We start from the raw sequence: 17,324 nt of genomic DNA on the forward strand, positions 1-17,324 counted from the left end.
ATCGAACATGAAACGCTTTGCCCTTCTTCTCGCTTCGGCCGCTTTCGTCTCGCCGGCTCTCGCCGCCGACGTCGTGTACGAAGAGCCCGCGGCTCCGGTTGTCGCTCTCGCTCCGGCTTACAGCTGGACCGGCTTCTACATCGGTGGTCAGGCCGGTGTGGCCTTCAACCGTGACGCCGGCGACGTTCGCTACACCCCCGGCACCGGCGTGTTCTCGACGACCGCTTTCTCGGGCGGCTCGGACAACAGCGACGACGCAGCCTTCATCGGCGGCGTGCACATCGGCTACGACTACCAGATCAACAACTTCCTGGTGGGCGCCGTCGCCGACATCAACTACATCGACGCGTCGTCGACCTCGACCTACACGATCACGTCGGCTCCGGGCGTCGTCGACTCGTTCGGCCTGACCAACGACATCAACTTCGTCGGCACGGTCCGCGCCAAGCTCGGCGTCACCGCTGACCGCTTCGCCGTGTACGCCACGGGCGGTCTCGCCTACGCCGACACCGAGACGAAGTACTTCGCTCCGGGCACGCTGCGCGCGACGAACGGCTTCGTGCCGACCGTCAACAGCAACTCGGACGACGTCGGCTACGCCGTCGGCGCCGGTGTCGACTACCTCGTCACGCCGAACCTCTCGCTCGGCCTCGAGTACCTCTACACCAACCTCGGCGAGACCGACACGAAGATCACCTACACCAACGGCATCACCCAGACCTCGTTCAACGCCAACTCGTCGAGCGACCTGGACTTCCACACCGTGTGGGCCAAGGCTTCGTTCCGCTTCAACTAAGAAGCGGCGGACCGGCTTCCTCGGAGGCCGGCGCCTCTATCCAGCCCGCTGCGACGCAAGTCGCGGCGGGTTTTTTGTTGATGCCAGAAGTCACACAACGAAAAAGGCCGCGTGGGCAAACCACGCGGCCTTTTTGCGAATGCGGGAGAGGGGCCTGTCAGGCGAGGGGAGGCAGGTCGAGATCGGCGCGCCGGGGCAGATCGGCGCCGCAGCGCGAGCAGGTGATCGCGGCGGCGCGCACAGCGAAGCCGAGAAGATCGCCCAGCGCTTCCTCGTTCAGCGACCCGGCGGCTTCCGCGCTCAAATGCCCGGCCTCTTTCAGCCCGGCCAGCAGGGCCGCCTGGAACGTATCACCAGCGCCCACCGTGTCTGCCACGGTGATGGAGCGGCCCGGCACGCGGACGCTGACGCCGGAGCGCGTCGCCGCGATCGCGCCGTGCTCGCCGAGCGTGACGACGGCGAGCGCGGCACCCGCCGAAATCCAATCGGCCAGCACCGACTCCACCGTGCGGCCGGGATAAACCTGTTCGAGATCCTCTTCGCTGGCCTTGACCAGCGAGGCGAGCGGAACGGTCGCGCCGATGCGCGAGCGCCAGATGTCGAGATCGGGCTCGATGCTGGCGCGAATGTTGGGATCGTAGGAAATGAAGCGCCGGGAATGCTCCTGCGCGGCGAGGCGCGACAGTGCGCTGGCCGTCGGCTCCGTCACCGTCGAATAGGAGGCGAAGTGGATGGCCTCGACGGCGTCGGGAAAGGCGGAGGGCACTTCGTTCGGCTCGATGGAGCGGTCAGCCGTCCCCTCGATATAGAAGTCGTAGCGCGGCGTGCCGGCGCTCGACAGCGACACCATGGCGAGCGTCGTGTTGCGGTCCGTGTTGATCAGAAACTGCTGATCGATCCCCTCGCACTCCATGAAGGCGCGGATACGCCGGCCGAACAGATCACCCGAGACCTTGGTGAAATAGGCGGTGGAATGGCCGAGCCGTGCCAGGCCCAAAGCCACGTTCAGCGGCGAGCCGCCGATGCGGCCGGACAGGGCGATGGAGGCGACATCCGCTTCCTCGCCGCCGGCAAATAGGTCGAACAAGGCATCGCCGCAGCTCAGAAACATCCGCTTCCCCCAGAGTGAGCATCATGTACCCACGCTCGCTAGCAAAATTGCGCCAGCGTGCAAATGCGCAGAGCCGGTGCTTGATGCTCAAACACGGCCCGAAGAGAAGGAATAGGCGCCGAAGGCGGGGATCTTGATCTGCCAGCGGAACGGATCGACGCCCGCGACCAGCCCCAGGAGATTGAGTTCGAACCCGCTCCGAAGGCCGACCGCTACGCCGGCATAGCCGAATAGGGACGCCTGGAATTCGCCAGCCTCCGTGTCGAGGCGCAGAAGATGTCCGTCGGTCGGATAGTCCCGCCCGACCGCAGCCGGCGGCAGCACGGCGCCGAGCGCCGGCACTTCGCGCAGGACATAGGCAATGAAACTGTTGGAGTTCGGCCCGGGGAAGAGGCGATAGCCGCCCTGCGCCGCGAAGGGGTAGCTCGCGATGGCCTTTTCGATGTCCGGAAGGGCGCGCTCCGCTGCCTCGCCCTTCAGTGTCGCGACGAGGCGAGGCTCGTTGGAGTACCAGCGGCCATCGGCGGCATAGGCGTTTCGGCGAATAGGCGCGCCCCAGCCAACCTTGTCGTAGCGCTCGTAACGCCGGGCGTCCCGTGCCTTGGTCACGATCCAGGAGTGTTCGGAGAGCGCGCCTTTAAGCCCACCGGTGCGGGCCGCGAGCACATAGATCGCCGCCTCTGGGCTGGCGTCGGGTTTCGGCAACAGCGCGGCCGACGTCCAGTCCGCGTCGCGATAGGAGGCGGGATGATTGCCGCTCCACCAGAGGATGGCGGCGAGCGCGGTGGGAAGGAGATAGACCAGCGCGAAGCCGATCAGGAGGAATCGCAGGACGGGCATGGCTCGGCTTCGGTGGCAGGGCAGGGGTTCGGCATGGTAAGGGCGGACCGGGACGACAGGGGGTGTATGGCGCCCCCGGCATGGGGCAAAGTCGGCACCCTTCGAACCAGTCGATCCGAGGGGCGCCATTCGCATATGGGTCCGCCCTGCCGCACAATCGATAAGCCGCCAGTGCCTTTCTTTTCCGAGGACAGCGCGAACATGGGAAGAGGGCTGGGATGCAGGAACTCGCGGTTGAAGTGACGAGGGGCGGTCTGGTCGAGAGCCGCCATCGCGTCATCTTGTCTGTGGTCGACGCCGAAGGGCGGGACGTGATCGCGGCGGGCGATGTCGACCGCTTCGTCTTTCCGCGATCGGCGGTGAAGGTTTTCCAGGCCATCCCATTGATCGAAAGCGGCGCGGCCGATCGGTTCGGCCTGGGTGACCGCGAGCTGTCCCTCTGCTGCGCCTCGCATTCGGGCGAGGCGGGGCATGTGGCTCTGGCATCGGATATCCTGTCCCGCGCCGGTCTCGGCGAGAGCGATCTCGAATGCGGCTGCCATTGGCCCTTCGACCCCGCCGTCTCGCGCGAGATGGCGCGCGGCGGGGCCGCGCCGACGCAGCTTCACAACAACTGCTCGGGCAAACATGCCGGCTTTCTCTGCACGGCCGCTCATCTCGGCGAAGATCCCAAGGCCTATGTCGGGGCGGAGCATCCCGTGCAGCGGCGCGTGCGCGAGGTCATGGGCGATCTCACGGGCCAGCCGGCGGGCGACCTGCCGATGGGCATCGACGGCTGTTCCATCCCGACCTTCGCCGCCCCGCTGCGTTCCTTCGCCGCCGGCTTCGCGCGCCTTGTGAGCGGCAACGGCCTGGATCTGGCACGGGCCGAGGCTGGGCGCCGTCTGATGGCGGCCTGCATGGCCGAGCCCTGGATGATGTCGGGCACGAAACGCGCCTGCGCTCGCCTCATGGAGGCCGCGCCCGGCCGGGTCTTCGCCAAGACGGGCGCGGAGGGCGTGTTCTGCGGCGCGGTCCCCGAGCTTGGCGTCGGATTGGCCTTGAAGGCGGAGGATGGCACGACGCGGGCGGCGGAAGCCACCGTCGCGGCCTGTCTGGCGCAGCTGTTCTCGGACAGCGATCCGACTTTGTCCGAGGTCTACGGCGAACAGTCACGCACGGCGCTGCGCAACTGGGAGGGGATCGAGGTCGGCGAGGTTCGCGTCGTCGGTCTTTCGGCTGTGGTCTGACGGCGGCGGGAGAAGGCTAACGCGGTTGGCTCCCCATGGGGCCGCGCGGTGCTCTCAAGCCTCGTCCGCGCCACCGAGCCAGCGGTCGATACCGAGAGCGGCGGCCCGCCCGGTGGCAAGGCAGGCGGTGAGGAGATAGCCGCCGGTCGGCGCTTCCCAGTCCAGCATCTCGCCTGCCGCGAACAGGCCGGGGCGGCGGGTCAGCATGAAATGCGCGTCGAACTCCGACAGGGCCAGCCCGCCGGCCGTCGAGATCGCCTCCGCGATGGGACGGGGCGCCTTCAAGCGCAGCGGGAGGGCCTTGATGGCAGCGGCGAGTCGCGCCGGGTCGCGCCGGTCCTCCTCGCTCGCGACCTCGCGGAGCAAAGCCGATTTCACCGGATCGAGACCCGCCGCCTTGCGCAGGCGGGTGGAGAGGCTCGCCTTGGCCGGCTGGCGCGCGAGGGCGGCGAGCAAGTGCTCCTGCGCGCGTCCGGGGGCGAGGTCGAGATGGAGAAGGGCCGAGCCGTCGCGCTCGATCGCATCCCGCAAGGCGCTGGCATGGGCGTAGATCAGGCTGCCTTCGACGCCGGTGCGGGTCAGGACGAATTCGCCCTGAAGGCTACTGGCGACTGACCGCGCGACCACCGCCTTGACCGGCGCGCCGGCGAAACGCTCCACGAGGCTTTCGCTCCAATCTACGTCGAAGCCACAATTGGCGGGGCGCAAGGGGGCGATTTCGGCGCCGATCTCCCGGAGGAGCGGCACCCAGGCGCCGTCCGAACCAAGCTTGGGCCAGCTCGCCCCGCCAAGCGCCAGAAGCGTCGCCTTCGGCGCGACGGTCAGCTCTCCCTCCGGCGTCGCGAAGCGTAGGTTCGCTCCATTGAAACCGAGCCAGCGATGCCGGGGATGGAAGGTGACGCCGGCCTCGCCGAGGCGCCGAAGCCAGGCGCGCAGGAGGGGGGAGGCCTTCATCGCGGTGGGGAACACCCGCCCCGAGGAACCGACGAAGGTCGGCGAGCCCAGCGCCTCGGCCCATTCGCGCACCGCCTCGGGCGCGAACGCGGCCAGCGGCGGCGCCAGATGTTCGCTCGCCGCGCCGAAGCGCGTCGCGAAGCGCTCATAGGGTTCGGAATGGGTGAGGTTCAGCCCGGACTTGCCGGCCAGGAGAAACTTGCGACCGAAGGTCGGCATGGCATCGAAGACCGCGACGCGCCGCCCGCGCGCAGCAAGAATCTCGGCCGCCGCCAAGCCGGCTGGGCCGCCGCCGACAATGGCGATCTCGATCGAAAGGTCCGTTTTCGTCATGAGGGGCATGTGAACGCTTCCGCGCCGTCGAACAAGAGGGGAGGCCGACCACTTCGGCCGAGTTTCGCAGACCGCCTATGAATGGGAGAAGATGCTCATTCGCGTCGATATGAGCGCAGACGAGTCGGCCAACCGGCCCGGCGAGTTCGTTCCGGGCTGGACACTGGCGGCGGCGCCACCGCGCCTTACTCTCTTCGCCATTGTCAAGGCGCGGCTCGCAGAGCCCGAGCCGTAGTCTCAGTCAGGATCGCACGAACGTGGCCAAGCTCATCCATTCCATGATCCGCGTGCGCGATGAATCGCGCTCCGTGGCGTTCTATAAGGCTGCCTTCGGTCTCGAGATCGCGGAGCGAATCGACTTCGACGCTTTCACGCTGATCTATCTCAAGAACGGCGAGAGCGATTTCGAGCTGGAACTGACCATCAACAAGGACCAGTCGGCCCCCTACGATCTCGGCAACGGCTACGGACATCTCGCCGTGTCGGTCGAGGTGCTGGAGGGCGAGCATGCGCGGCTCGCCGAAATCGGCCTCGCGCCCAAGGACATCAAAGCCCTCGCGACGCCGGACGGACACACCGCGCGCTTCTTCTTCATCGAGGACCCCGACGGCTACAAGATCGAGGTTCTGGAGCGCAGCTGGCGGTTTCGCTAGCGAAGCCGGGAGCCGGGCGAGTGCCCGATCGAGCCGATCGGAGGCGAGAATTTGCCGCTGGAGGGCGCTGAGGCCTCTCTGTTGCATTGCAACCCGATGGCACTTGGCGTTAGCTCCCCATCCATTGCGTCGCGTTGGGGAGTGGACAGTTGGCGATAGCGAAGATTCTCGTGGCGAACCGGTCGGAGATCGCGATCCGGGTGTTCCGGGCGGCGAACGAGCTGGGCTTGAAGACCGTTGCGATCTGGGCGGAGGAGGACAAATACGCTCTTCACCGCTTCAAGGCCGACGAGAGCTATCAGGTCGGCCGAGGGCCGCATCTGCCGCGTGATCTCGGGCCGATCGAGAGCTATCTGTCGATCGAGGAGGTGATCCGCGTCGCCAAGCTGTCTGGCGCCGACGCGATCCATCCAGGCTACGGCCTCCTGTCGGAAAGCCCCGAATTCGCCGACGCCTGCCGCGAGAACGGCATCACCTTCATCGGCCCGAGCCCGGAGACCATGCGCCGGCTCGGCAACAAGGTCGCCGCGCGCAATCTCGCCATCGAAGTCGGCGTGCCCGTCGTGCCGGCCACTGACCCCTTGCCCGACGACATGGCGGAGGTGGCGCGCCTTGCCGAGGAGATCGGCTATCCCGTGATGCTCAAGGCGTCCTGGGGCGGCGGCGGGCGCGGCATGCGCGCCATTCGCGAGGCCAAGGATCTGGCGCGCGAGGTGCTGGAGGCCAAGCGCGAGGCCAAGGCCGCCTTCGGCAAGGACGAGGTCTATCTCGAAAAGCTTGTGGAGCGCGCCCGGCATGTCGAGGTGCAGATCCTCGGCGACACGCATGGCAACGTGGTCGACCTGTTCGAGCGCGACTGCTCGATCCAGCGCCGCAACCAGAAGGTCGTGGAGCGCGCGCCCGCGCCCTATCTCGACGACGCTCGGCGGCGCGAGCTCGCCGCCTATGCCCGCACCATCTGCTCCGCGACCGACTATGTCGGCGCCGGCACGGTGGAGTTCCTGATGGACGCCGACACCGGCGCCTTCTACTTCATCGAAGTCAATCCGCGCATCCAAGTCGAGCACACGGTGACCGAGGTCGTCACCGGCATCGACATCGTGAAGGCGCAGATCCACATCCTCGACGGTGCCGCGATCGGCACGCCGGAATCGGGCGTGCCGCGCCAGGAGGACATTCGCCTCAACGGCCACGCCCTCCAGTGCCGCATCACGACCGAGGACCCCGAGCACAACTTCATTCCCGATTACGGTCGCATCACCGCCTATCGCGGCGCGACGGGCTTCGGCATCCGGCTCGACGGCGGCACGGCCTATTCCGGTGCCATCATCACCCGCTTCTACGACCCGCTTCTGGAAAAGGTGACGGCCTGGGCGCCGACGCCGCAGGAGGCGATCGCGCGCATGCACCGCGCGCTTCGCGAGTTCCGCATCCGGGGCGTGGCGACCAACCTCACCTTCCTCGAAGCGATCATCACGCACCCGGCCTTCGCCGATAACTCTTACACGACGCGTTTCATCGATACGACGCCGGAGCTCTTCGCGCAGGTGAAGCGGCGTGACCGCGCCACCAAGCTCCTGACCTATCTCGCCGATGTGACCGTCAACGGCCATCCCGAGACCAAGAGCCGCCCGCGCCCGGCAGCCGACGCGCGCCTGCCCGTCGCCCCGACCTTCCGAGGCGACATCCGGCCCGGCACGCGCCAGAAGCTGGAAGAGCTGGGCGCCAAGGGCTTCGCCGACTGGATGCTGGCCCAGCGTCAGGTTCTCGTCACCGACACGACGATGCGCGACGGGCACCAGTCGCTGCTTGCCACGCGCGTGCGCACGCATGACATCGTCGGCATCACTGAGGCCTATGCGAGGGCGTTGCCGCAGCTTCTAAGTCTTGAGTGCTGGGGCGGGGCGACCTTCGACGTCGCCATGCGCTTCCTGACCGAAGACCCTTGGGAGCGCTTGGTCGCCATCCGCGAAAAGGCGCCCAACATCCTTCTCCAGATGCTGCTGCGCGGCTCGAACGGCGTCGGCTACACCAATTATCCCGACAATGTCGTGAAGCAGTTCGTGCAGGAGGCCGCGAGCGGCGGCGTCGATTTGTTCCGGGTGTTCGACTGCCTGAACTGGGTCGAGAACATGCGCGTCTCGATCGACGCGGTGCTGGAGTCCGGCAAGCTCTGCGAGGGCGCGATCTGCTACACGGGCGACCTGTTCGACCCCGCGCGCTCGAAATACGATCTCAAATACTACGTCTCGCTCGCCAAGGAGATGGAGCGCGCCGGAGCCCATATCCTCGGCCTCAAGGACATGGCGGGCCTCCTGAAGCCGCAGGCCGCGCGGGTTCTGGTCAAGGCGCTGAAGGAAGAGGTGGGGATTCCCATCCACTTCCACACGCATGACACGTCCGGCATTGCGGCCGCCACGATCCTCGCCGCCGTGGAAGCGGGCGTCGACGCGGTCGACGCGGCGATGGACGCTTTGTCCGGCAACACCTCGCAGGCCTGCCTCGGCTCGCTGAACGAGGCGCTGCGCGGCTCGGAGCGCGACCCCGGCCTCGACCAGGAAGCCATCCGCCGCATCAGCTTCTACTGGGAAGCCGTGCGCAACCAGTATGCCGCTTTCGAGAGCGACCTGAAGGGGCCGGCCTCGGAAGTCTATCTCCACGAAATGCCGGGCGGTCAGTTCACCAACCTGAAAGAACAGGCGCGCTCGCTCGGCCTTGAGACCCGCTGGCACGAGGTGGCGCAGGCCTATGCCGACGCCAACGCCATGTTCGGCGACATCGTGAAGGTCACGCCCTCTTCCAAGGTCGTGGGCGACATGGCGCTGATGATGGTGGCGCAGGACCTGACGGTCGCCGATGTCGAGAACCCCGCGCGCGACATCGCCTTCCCCGATTCCGTCGTCGCCATGCTGCATGGCGATCTCGGCCAGCCCCCCGGCGGCTGGCCGGAAGGGCTTCAGCGCAAGGCGCTGAAGGGCGAGGCGCCGATCGACGTGCGCCCCGGCTCGCTGATCCCTGAGGCCGATCTCGCCGCCGAGCGCGCCAAGATCGAGGAGAAGCTCGGCCGCAAGGTGACGACCCAAGAGTTCGCCTCCTATCTCATGTATCCCAAGGTCTTCACCGACTTCGCTGTTGCCGCCGACACCTACGGGCCGGTCTCGACCCTGCCGACGCCGAACTATTTCTACGGCATCGGCACGGAAGAGGAGATCCTGGTCGATCTCGAACCCGGCAAGACGCTGGTGATCCGGTGTCTCGGCACCGCCGACACGGACGAGAAGGGCCGGCGCACAGTCTTCTTCGAGCTGAACGGCCAGCCGCGCCGGGTGAAGGTGCCCGATCGCTCCAAGGCCGGCGGCGCTGGAGCCTCGCGCCCCAAAGCCGAGGCCGGCAATCCCGCCCATGTCGCGGCGCCCATGCCCGGCGTCGTCTCGACGCTCGCCGTGCAGGCGGGCCAGGTGGTGAAGGCCGGGGACATTCTCCTGTCCATCGAGGCGATGAAGATGGAAACGGCGCTCCATGCCGAGCGCGACGGCACGGTCTCGCTCGTGCATGTGCGCTCGGGCGACCAGATCGACGCCAAGGACCTGCTGGTCGTCTTCGCGGCCTGACGGCCAACTTAAAGATTGAGTGGGCGGCCTTCGGGCCGCCCTATCAGTTTCGGATATCGCGCATGAAGCCGCGCCGGACGAGGTCTTCCGAGCCGCTGAAGCGCACCGAGCCCTCGTAGCGAAAATCCGTCTGGGGCCCGAAATCGCCGCTGTCCAGGATCGTCTTGTAGAACTGCGATCCGTTGAAATGCGTGCCGCGTTCCGCGATCGTGCGGAAGGTTTCCACCGCTCCCGGCGCGAACTTGTGGTGCAGCAGCACCGCGTCGGGCGGGACGAAATTGCGGGTGATCGGCAGCGGGCCGTGATGGCTCCCGCCGGCGAAGGCAAGCGCGTCATCGGCGAAGACCAGCGGGAACTTGGTCATCCGCATCGTGATGCCGAACAGCCGGTTGCGCGGTCCGCCCCGGATCGAGGTGCAGAACTTCTCGTCGTTCACGCTGTAATGCGACCCGTCGAAGAGCGGGCAGATGTCGGTCGGCGCGGCGGCAGGGTTCTCGGGCGCCTCCAGCGCGCCGATCGGCCCCTCGGGATAGAGATCGAGCATGGGCGCCAGAGCGCGCTTCAGCCCCGCCCGCTCCAGATCGGCCACGAAGGCGGAAAGCTTGCGCGTCTCGCAGCCGGGAAAGACGAGATATTCGTCGCTGTCGATCGAGACGTACCAGCGGCCCCGGCCAAAACGCTCCACCAGCCGATCGCGCCAGAGAAGCCCGCCCTCGGCCTGGCGAAAGCCGACATTGGAGGTGAAGACGGCGACATCGGCCTGAGCGTCCAGAAAGGCGCGGCTGCCGTCCGCCGAGCCATCGTCCACGATTGCGAAATGACGCAGCCCCAGAGCGCGGTAATGCGCGAGAAAGGAGGGAAGGGTCGCCATGCCGTCCTTCACCGTCGCGAGCAGCACCATGTCGCCGGGGCCGGGCGGGGCGGCCATGGGCTTGGCCTCGGTCAATTCAATCCCGTCGCCCGAAGCGGCGCGGCGGCGATAGCGCCGGTCGCGCAGAAGCAGCGACAGGCGATGCCAGGGCGAAAGAGCGCCGAAGCGCGGCCAGAGCGCGGGGTCGGGATTGGGATAGGCGTTCGCCACGCGGCGACCTCGCTTGAGAGCATTTGCAGGCGAAGCGGCTCCGATTCGCCATCTGACAATGGGTTGGTCTCTGGAGAACCGGCTCCAGACGGAAGGCAGGGAATGGCGTCAGCGGCGCCTGAAGGCTTCCGCCAGCGCCGCGCCGAGCGCGCCGCCTTGCGGGGCTGGGGCGGATTTCGCCTCGCGCCGCTCCGGCCGCTGGCCGGGCTTGGTCCCCGCTTCGGCCTCGCGGCGCGGGGGCGGCGCGCCGGCCTCGACCTGCGTCTTCATGGACAGCGAAATGCGCTTGCGCTTGGCATCGACCTCCAGCACCCGCACCCGCACCACCTGACCCGCCTTCACCACGTCGGCCGGGTCCTTCACGAAACGGTCGGCGATCTGCGAGACATGGACGAGACCGTCCTGATGCACGCCGATATCCACGAAGGCGCCGAACGCCGCGACATTCGTCACCGTGCCCTCCAGCATCATGCCGGGCCGGAGATCGGCGATTTCATTGACGCCGTCCGTGAAGGTCGCCGTGCGGAAGGCGGGGCGGGGATCGCGGCCGGGCTTTTCCAGCTCGGCCAGGATGTCGCGCACGGTCGGCAGGCCGAACCCGTCTCCTACGAAGCGCTGGGGATCGAGCCCCTTCAAGGTCGCGCCATCGCCCATCAGCGAGCGCAAGTCCCGCCCGCAGGCTTCCACGATCTTACGCGCCACGGGATAGGCTTCGGGGTGAACGGCCGAGGCGTCCAGCGGCTCCGTGCCGCCCTGGATGCGCAGAAAGCCGGCGCATTGCTCGAAGGCCTTCGGACCGAGGCGCGGCACCTTGAGGAGGGCGCGGCGGGTCTTGAAGGGACCCTCCTTGTCGCGATGGGCGACGATGGCCTCGGCCAACGTCGGGCCGATGCCCGAGACATGCGACAGCAGCGCGGGCGAGGCCGTATTCACGTCCACGCCGACCGCGTTCACCGCATCCTCCACCACTGTTTCCAGCGCGCGGGACAGGGCGGGTTGATCGACATCGTGCTGATACTGGCCGACGCCGATGGCCTTGGGGTCCACCTTCACGATCTCGGCCAGCGGGTCCTGCAGCCGGCGCGCGATGGAGGCCGCGCCGCGCAGCGACACGTCGACGCCCGGCAATTCGCGCGAGGCGATCTCGGAGGCGGAATAGACCGACGCGCCGGCCTCCGACACCACGACCTTGGTCGGCTTGGCGCCGGGCAGGGCGGCGATCACGTCGGCGGCCAACTTCTCGGTCTCGCGGCTCGCTGTGCCGTTGCCGATGGCGACGAGCTCGACCTTGTGCTTGCCGATCAGGCCGGCCAGCACCGCCATGGCGCCCTGCACGTCGTTGCGCGGCTGGAAGGGATAGACGGTGGCGGTCTCCACCAGTCGGCCGGTCGGGTCCACCACGGCGACCTTGACGCCGGTGCGAATGCCGGGGTCGAGGCCCATCGTCGCCTTCGGCCCCGCCGGCGCGGCCAGGAGAATGTCCTTCAGATTGCGTGAGAAGACACGGATTGCCTCGGCGTCGGCGCCTTCCTTCATGGTCGCCATCATCTCGGTCGAGAGAGAGCCGTGGATCTTCTGCCGCCACGCCCAGCGGGCGACACCCATGAGCCAATCGTCGCCGGGCGTGCCGCCGGAGGTTTTGACGCGGAACTCGCGCGCGATCATCGCCTCCACCGGCTTCACCGGAGAGGGATCGTCCGCGTCCACCTCGATGTCGAGCGAGACGACGCCTTCCTTGGCGGCGCGCAGCAGCGCCAGAACGCGGTGGCTCGGCGCGCTCGCCCATTTCTCCTCATGGTCGAAATAGTCGGAGAACTTGGCGCCGGCCTCTTCCTTGCCCTTGGCGACGCGGGCGCGGATGCGCGCCTTGTCCACGAGATGGCGGCGGATCGCGCCGACCAGCACGGGCGTTTCGCTCATCGTCTCCGCCACGATGTCGCGCGCGCCCTCCAGCGCCGCCTTAGCATCCGGCACCTGGTCGGAGAGGAAGGCCGTGGCGAGCTTTGCCGGGTCGAGCGAACGATCGGCCAGGATGCGCTCGGCCAGCGGCGCCAGACCCTTCTCGCGCGCGGCGTCGGCCCGCGTGCGGCGCTTGGGGCGGAAGGGGAGGTAGAGATCCTCCAGCGTCGCGCGGGTCGTCGCGGCGGAGATCGCGCCCTCCAGTTCGCGCGTCAGCTTGCCCTGGTCGCGGATCGAGCGCAGCACCGTGTCGCGCCGCGATTCCAGCTCCCTGAGATAGGCGAGCCGCGTTTCCAGCGTGCGCAGCTGCGTGTCGTCCAGGCCCCCTGTCGCTTCCTTGCGGTAGCGTGCGACGAAGGGCACCGTGGCGCCGCCGTCCAGCAACGCGACGGCGGCCGCGACCTGCTCGGGCCGCGCGCCGATCTCGCTGGCGATGATGTGGTCGATCGGCGGGCGCGGACTGGCCATGGCAATGCGTCTCCTCTAGCGGCGCGAGGCATAGCCTTAAGCAGGTGCAAGCGGCAAGAAAGAGGTCGCCCCCTTCTCGGCCAGCCAGCGGGCGAATCGAACCCGGCGCGCTATAAGGGTTGCGAAACCCGAACGGGGCGGCTCGGCTCAGACCGCCCCGGCGGGCGTCATCGAAACCAAGGCGGCAGATCGGCCATGACCCAGCGCACCTATTTCTCCCCGCCCGGCGGCCTGCCTGGGCAGGACCAGCTCCTATCGGGCAAGGCCGTGTCCACCACGGCCTATGCCGTGATCCCGCGCGGCGTCTACAGCGACATCGTCACGAGCTTCCTGCCGCATTGGGAGAAGACGCGGCTCTGGATCATCGCCCGGCCGATGACCGGCTTCTCCGAGACCTTCTCGCAATACATCATGGAAGTGCAGCCGGGCGGCGGCAGCACGCGGCCCGAGCCCGACGCGGAAGCGCAGGGCGCGCTCTTCGTTGTCTCCGGTGAGATCACTGTCGAGCTCGACGGCGAGGCGCATCGGCTGGAGGAGGGGGGCTTCGCCTATCTGCCGGCGGGCCGCGCCTGGACCGTGAAGAACGAGGGCCAGACGGCCGCGACCTTCCACTGGATCCGCAAGCGCTACGAAGCGGCGGAGGGCCTGGAGGCGCCGGAGCCGATCTTCACCAACGAGAAGCTGATCACCCCAACGCCGATGCCCAAGACCGACGGCGCATGGGCGACGACGCGCTTCGTCGACCCGGCGGATCTGCGCCACGACATGCATGTCACCATCGTCACCTTCCAGCCGGGCGGCACGATCCCCTTCATGGAAACCCATGTCATGGAGCACGGGCTCTATGTGCTGGAGGGCAAGGCGGTCTACCGGCTGAACGCCGACTGGGTGGAAGTCGAAGCGGGCGACTTCATGTGGCTGCGCGCCTTCTGCCCGCAGGCCTGCTACGCCGGCGGCCCCGGCCCCTTCCGCTACCTCCTTTACAAGGACGTCAACCGCCACGCCGCGCTCTGGTAGGCGCGCGAGCAAGCGGGCGTCCGCCAGGCTCCGCTGTCGTCCTATCGGATGTCTGGCGGGGCTCGAAGCCTGCACCTTTATACTCTGGAAGGGATACTCTCGTTTTAACCGTAAAGTGCGGGAACGAGGGAGGAGAATGCTAAGGCGGCTAGTGTTTGTATCGAAACAGACAGTTTTCGTCTGTCCGATGCAAGCACAAGGGATACTTCGCCATGCGGTTGCTTTCTCTCGCCCGAACGCGGCCCGTGCCACGCCTCTTGGCAGCGTTTCTGCTTCAGGCGGCCTTCGTTTCGCCGGTCCTGGCGCAGACGATCGGCCTTGCGATGCCGGTCACCACGGACACGTTCCGCATCACCATCGGCAAGGGGATCGAGGACGCCGCCAAGGCCGCCGGGCTGCAGATCTCCAAGACCGACGCCCAAAACGACGAGACGCTGCAGATCGCTAATGTGAAACAGCAGATCGCCGATGGCGTCTCCGCCTTGATCGTGCTCGGCATCAGCGCCAGGGTGGAAGCCGAAACGACGGCGATGGCCCGCAGCGCCAAGATCCCGATCGTCTTCGTCAACCACGAGCCGGACCATGCGCTTCTGGGCGACGGCGTGGCCTATGTCGGTTCCGAGGAGCGCGTGGCGGGAACCTTGCAGGCCGAGGAAACCTGCCGGCTCATGAACGGCAAGGGCTCCGTGGTCGTGCTCCTGGGCGAGCTGACCCATCCCGCCGCCAGGGCGCGGACGCGCTACGTTCACGAGGTCCTGGCCAAGCCGGAATGCCGCGGCATCGAACTTCTGGAAGAGCAGGGCGCCAACTGGGACCGGGCGGAAGCGCAGGCGTTGGTCAAGTCCTTCCTCGATGGCGGACTGCATCCCGGCGGCGTGATCGCCAACAATGACGACATGGCGCTCGGCGCCATCGACGCGCTGAAGCCGACCGGCGTCAAGGCCGTGATCACCGGCATCGACGCGACGGACAGCGGTCTGGCGGCCATGAAGGACGGCGATCTCTCCGCGACCATCCTTCAGGACGGCCCGGCCCAAGGCGCTCTCAGCGTTCAGATCGCGCGCAAGATGATGGCCGGCGAAGCCGTCGAGCCGCTGAATTGGATTCCCTTCGTTCTGGTGCGACCGGACGACGTTCCCGCCCTTCTCGCCTCGCGCGCCGCCCGCTAGCCGCCTTTTTCAGGAACGATCCCCATGCGTATCCGCACCCGTCTTTTCATATCCTTCGGCGCCGTGCTCGTTCTGGCGGCCGTCTCCGGCACGCTTGGTATCCAAAAGCTGTCGGAGGGCAACGAGCGCATGAACGCCTTCGTGGCCGGCCCTTTCGACCGGAGCGCCAAGCTCTCCGAACTGCGCGAAACCGTCGCCCAGGCCCAGCAGGTGGCGGGCGACACGATCCTCTCCCATGTCGACGCCGACATCGCCAACGGCCGGGCGCGATACGACGCGCTTTACAAGTCGGCGCTCGGTCAGATCGAAGCCTTCCGCGCCAGCGGGTCGCCGGTTCAGGCCGCGCAGATCGACGCGTTCAAGGTTAATCTGGAACGCTTCGATGCGCTGGCCCGCAAGGCCTCCGACCTCGCCATGCAGAACGACGCGACGCGCGCATCGGAGCTCGACCGGTCCGCGATCCAGCCGATCGGCGGCCGGCTCGATCTGTCCATGGGAAGCCTGCGCGACGAGATCGTTCTCCTGAACGGACCGGAAGCGGCGATCACCACCGCCGGCCAGCTGCGCGCCGACGTGCCGACCTTCCGCCGCATCCTGATCCGCAGCCTGTCGGAAACCGACGACGCGGAGCTGGCCAAGCTCGCGGACAACGCCCGCGCCTTCACGCAGATGATCGACCAGAAGCTGGCGCGCCTCGCCAAGGCGCTCGACGTCGCCAAGATCGATCCGCCCGCGTTCGTTCGCGTCAAGACGCTCTGGGCCGAGTTCAAGCCCCAGACCGAAGCCCTGCTGGCGCACGGCGTCGCGAACTCGACCTTCCATGCCGGCCAGATCCTGCGCAACGACATCGCCCCGGTTCTGACTCAGCTTCAGGACGAGCTGACCCGCTTCACCGCGGCCGAGAAGGCGGGCGCCGAGGCGGTGTCGGCTCGCGACGCCGAGGCCTTCGCCTCTACCCGTCTTCTCCTGATCGGCTTCGGCGTTCTGGCCGTCCTGGTCGGCGTGATGGCGGCGCTCTGGATGGCCTGGTCCCTGTCGCGCGGCCTGAAGCGTTCCCTCGCCATGGCGGAGACGATCGGCTCGGGCGACTTGACCGAGGTCGAGAACGTGCGGGACCGCGACGAGTTCGGGGACCTCTACCGCGCCACCACGGCGATGACGCTGCGGCTCCGCGAGATCGTGGGCGACGTGGTGAACTCGGCTGCGCAGGTTTCTTCCGGCTCGGCCCAGTCGGCGCAGGCCGCCGAGCAGCTCTCGTCGGGCGCCACCGAACAGGCGGCGGCTTCCGAGCAGGCCTCGGCCGCGATCGAGCAGATGGCCGCCAATGTCCGCCACACCGCCGAGAACGCGACAACCACCGAAAAGATCGCGGTGCAGGCGGCGGAGCGGGCCGGACGCAGCGGCATGGCCGTCACCCGTTCGGTCGACGCCATGCGCACGATCGCCGAGAAGATCGCGATGGTGCAGGAAATCGCCCGGCAGACCGATCTCCTGGCCTTGAACGCGGCGATCGAGGCGGCGCGCGCCGGCCAGCACGGCAAGGGCTTCGCGGTGGTCGCCTCCGAAGTGAGAAAGCTTGCCGAGCGCTCGCAGAAGGCGGCGGCCGAGATCGGCACGCTGTCCACCGAAACGCTGCAAGTGTCGGAGGAGGCCGGGCAGATGCTGGGAACCCTCGTGCCGGACATTCGCAAGACGGCCGAGCTCGTCTCGGAAATCTCGGCGGCCTGCCGCGAGCAGTCGATCGGCGTCGAGCAGATCAACCAGGCGATCACGCAGCTCGATCAGGTCACGCAGGGCAATGCCGGCGCGTCCAACGAGATGGCCGCGACGGCCGAACAGCTCTCGGCGGAAGCGCAGCGGCTGCAGGAGCGCGCGAGCTTCTTCAAGCTCGACGGCCATGACCATGGCCATCGGAGCGCGGCCAACGCGCCTGCCGCCGCAGCCACCGGGGTAGAGAACGTCACCGCCCTCAAGCCGGCGCCCGCTAAGTCTGCGGCCAAGGCTGCCCCGGTTCGGCCGGCCAAGGGCATCGAACTCGACCTCGAAAGCGACTTCGAGCGCCTGAGCGCCTGACAGTGGGTAGACCGCAAACAGAAAGGCGCG

Annotated in this window: 12 protein-coding genes; 7 read left to right on the forward strand and 5 right to left on the reverse strand. The window is 67.6% G+C overall.

The window, feature by feature from the left end:
- Positions 1-7 precede the first annotated feature (7 nt).
- Positions 8-796 (forward strand): outer membrane protein, encoded by a 789-nt coding sequence (locus M673_RS07265; protein WP_061974893.1) that lies wholly within the window; start codon positions 8-10, stop codon positions 794-796.
- A 157-nt stretch (positions 797-953) separates the two neighbouring features.
- Here the strand turns inward: M673_RS07265 and M673_RS07270 are convergent, their stop codons facing one another.
- Both M673_RS07270 and M673_RS07275 read right to left on the reverse strand, forming a co-directional pair.
- Positions 954-1,907: a carbohydrate kinase family protein gene (locus M673_RS07270; RefSeq protein WP_061974895.1), complete on the reverse strand. Its 954-nt coding sequence runs from the start codon at positions 1,905-1,907 to the stop codon at positions 954-956.
- An 87-nt stretch (positions 1,908-1,994) separates the two neighbouring features.
- A complete protein-coding gene (locus M673_RS07275) occupies positions 1,995-2,747 on the reverse strand; it encodes a DUF3750 domain-containing protein (protein ID WP_061974897.1) in 753 nt (250 codons plus the stop codon).
- 218 nt (positions 2,748-2,965) lie between these two features.
- Between M673_RS07275 and M673_RS07280 the strand changes: the two genes are divergently transcribed.
- The gene (locus tag M673_RS07280) at positions 2,966-3,976 is read left to right on the forward strand and encodes an asparaginase (protein WP_061974899.1); all 1,011 of its coding nucleotides are present in this window, start codon (positions 2,966-2,968) and stop codon (positions 3,974-3,976) included.
- A gap of 54 nt (positions 3,977-4,030) precedes the next feature.
- Here the strand turns inward: M673_RS07280 and M673_RS07285 are convergent, their stop codons facing one another.
- A complete protein-coding gene (locus tag M673_RS07285; RefSeq protein WP_061977715.1) occupies positions 4,031-5,263 on the reverse strand; it encodes a TIGR03862 family flavoprotein in 1,233 nt (410 codons plus the stop codon).
- A 257-nt stretch (positions 5,264-5,520) separates the two neighbouring features.
- Between M673_RS07285 and M673_RS07290 the strand changes: the two genes are divergently transcribed.
- The gene (locus M673_RS07290; RefSeq protein ID WP_061974901.1) at positions 5,521-5,916 is read left to right on the forward strand and encodes a VOC family protein; all 396 of its coding nucleotides are present in this window, start codon (positions 5,521-5,523) and stop codon (positions 5,914-5,916) included.
- A gap of 149 nt (positions 5,917-6,065) precedes the next feature.
- A complete protein-coding gene (gene pyc, locus M673_RS07295) occupies positions 6,066-9,527 on the forward strand; it encodes a pyruvate carboxylase (protein WP_061974903.1) in 3,462 nt (1,153 codons plus the stop codon).
- Between the two features lie 43 nt (positions 9,528-9,570).
- On the opposite strand, the gene M673_RS07300 is transcribed toward pyc, so the two are convergent.
- Both M673_RS07300 and M673_RS07305 read right to left on the reverse strand, forming a co-directional pair.
- Positions 9,571-10,608 carry a glycosyltransferase family 2 protein gene (locus tag M673_RS07300; protein WP_061974905.1) on the reverse strand — a complete coding sequence of 346 codons (1,038 nt, stop codon included), beginning with the start codon at positions 10,606-10,608 and terminating at the stop codon, positions 9,571-9,573.
- A 108-nt stretch (positions 10,609-10,716) separates the two neighbouring features.
- Complete coding sequence (locus tag M673_RS07305) at positions 10,717-13,035, reverse strand: Tex family protein (protein ID WP_061974907.1); 2,319 nt, start codon at positions 13,033-13,035, stop codon at positions 10,717-10,719.
- Between the two features lie 195 nt (positions 13,036-13,230).
- Here M673_RS07305 and M673_RS07310 point away from each other — a divergent pair, with 195 nt between their 5' ends.
- From M673_RS07310 to M673_RS07320, 3 genes are all read left to right on the forward strand, one after another.
- Positions 13,231-14,052 (forward strand): bifunctional allantoicase/(S)-ureidoglycine aminohydrolase, encoded by an 822-nt coding sequence (locus M673_RS07310; protein ID WP_061974909.1) that lies wholly within the window; start codon positions 13,231-13,233, stop codon positions 14,050-14,052.
- Between the two features lie 212 nt (positions 14,053-14,264).
- Positions 14,265-15,221 carry a substrate-binding domain-containing protein gene (locus tag M673_RS07315; protein WP_082639220.1) on the forward strand — a complete coding sequence of 319 codons (957 nt, stop codon included), beginning with the start codon at positions 14,265-14,267 and terminating at the stop codon, positions 15,219-15,221.
- A 24-nt stretch (positions 15,222-15,245) separates the two neighbouring features.
- Positions 15,246-17,294, forward strand: a complete 2,049-nt coding sequence (locus M673_RS07320) for a HAMP domain-containing methyl-accepting chemotaxis protein (RefSeq protein WP_061974913.1) — start codon at positions 15,246-15,248, stop codon at positions 17,292-17,294.
- Positions 17,295-17,324: the final 30 nt, after the last annotated feature.

This window comes from Aureimonas sp. AU20 (assembly GCF_001442755.1).
GTDB lineage: Bacteria > Pseudomonadota > Alphaproteobacteria > Rhizobiales > Rhizobiaceae > Aureimonas.

Bases quoted from the DNA above. Each gene is read 5' to 3' on its own strand.
- M673_RS07265 (WP_061974893.1), top strand. From the start codon at position 8: ATGAAACGCTTTGCCCTTCTTCTCGCTTCGGCCGCTTTCGTCTCGCCG.
- M673_RS07270 (WP_061974895.1), bottom strand. From the start codon at position 1,907: ATGTTTCTGAGCTGCGGCGATGCCTTGTTCGACCTATTTGCCGGCGGC.
- M673_RS07275 (WP_061974897.1), bottom strand. From the start codon at position 2,747: ATGCCCGTCCTGCGATTCCTCCTGATCGGCTTCGCGCTGGTCTATCTC.
- M673_RS07280 (WP_061974899.1), top strand. From the start codon at position 2,966: ATGCAGGAACTCGCGGTTGAAGTGACGAGGGGCGGTCTGGTCGAGAGC.
- M673_RS07285 (WP_061977715.1), bottom strand. From the start codon at position 5,263: ATGACGAAAACGGACCTTTCGATCGAGATCGCCATTGTCGGCGGCGGC.
- M673_RS07305 (WP_061974907.1), bottom strand. From the start codon at position 13,035: ATGGCCAGTCCGCGCCCGCCGATCGACCACATCATCGCCAGCGAGATC.
- M673_RS07310 (WP_061974909.1), top strand. From the start codon at position 13,231: ATGACCCAGCGCACCTATTTCTCCCCGCCCGGCGGCCTGCCTGGGCAG.
- M673_RS07315 (WP_082639220.1), top strand. From the start codon at position 14,265: ATGCGGTTGCTTTCTCTCGCCCGAACGCGGCCCGTGCCACGCCTCTTG.
- M673_RS07320 (WP_061974913.1), top strand. From the start codon at position 15,246: ATGCGTATCCGCACCCGTCTTTTCATATCCTTCGGCGCCGTGCTCGTT.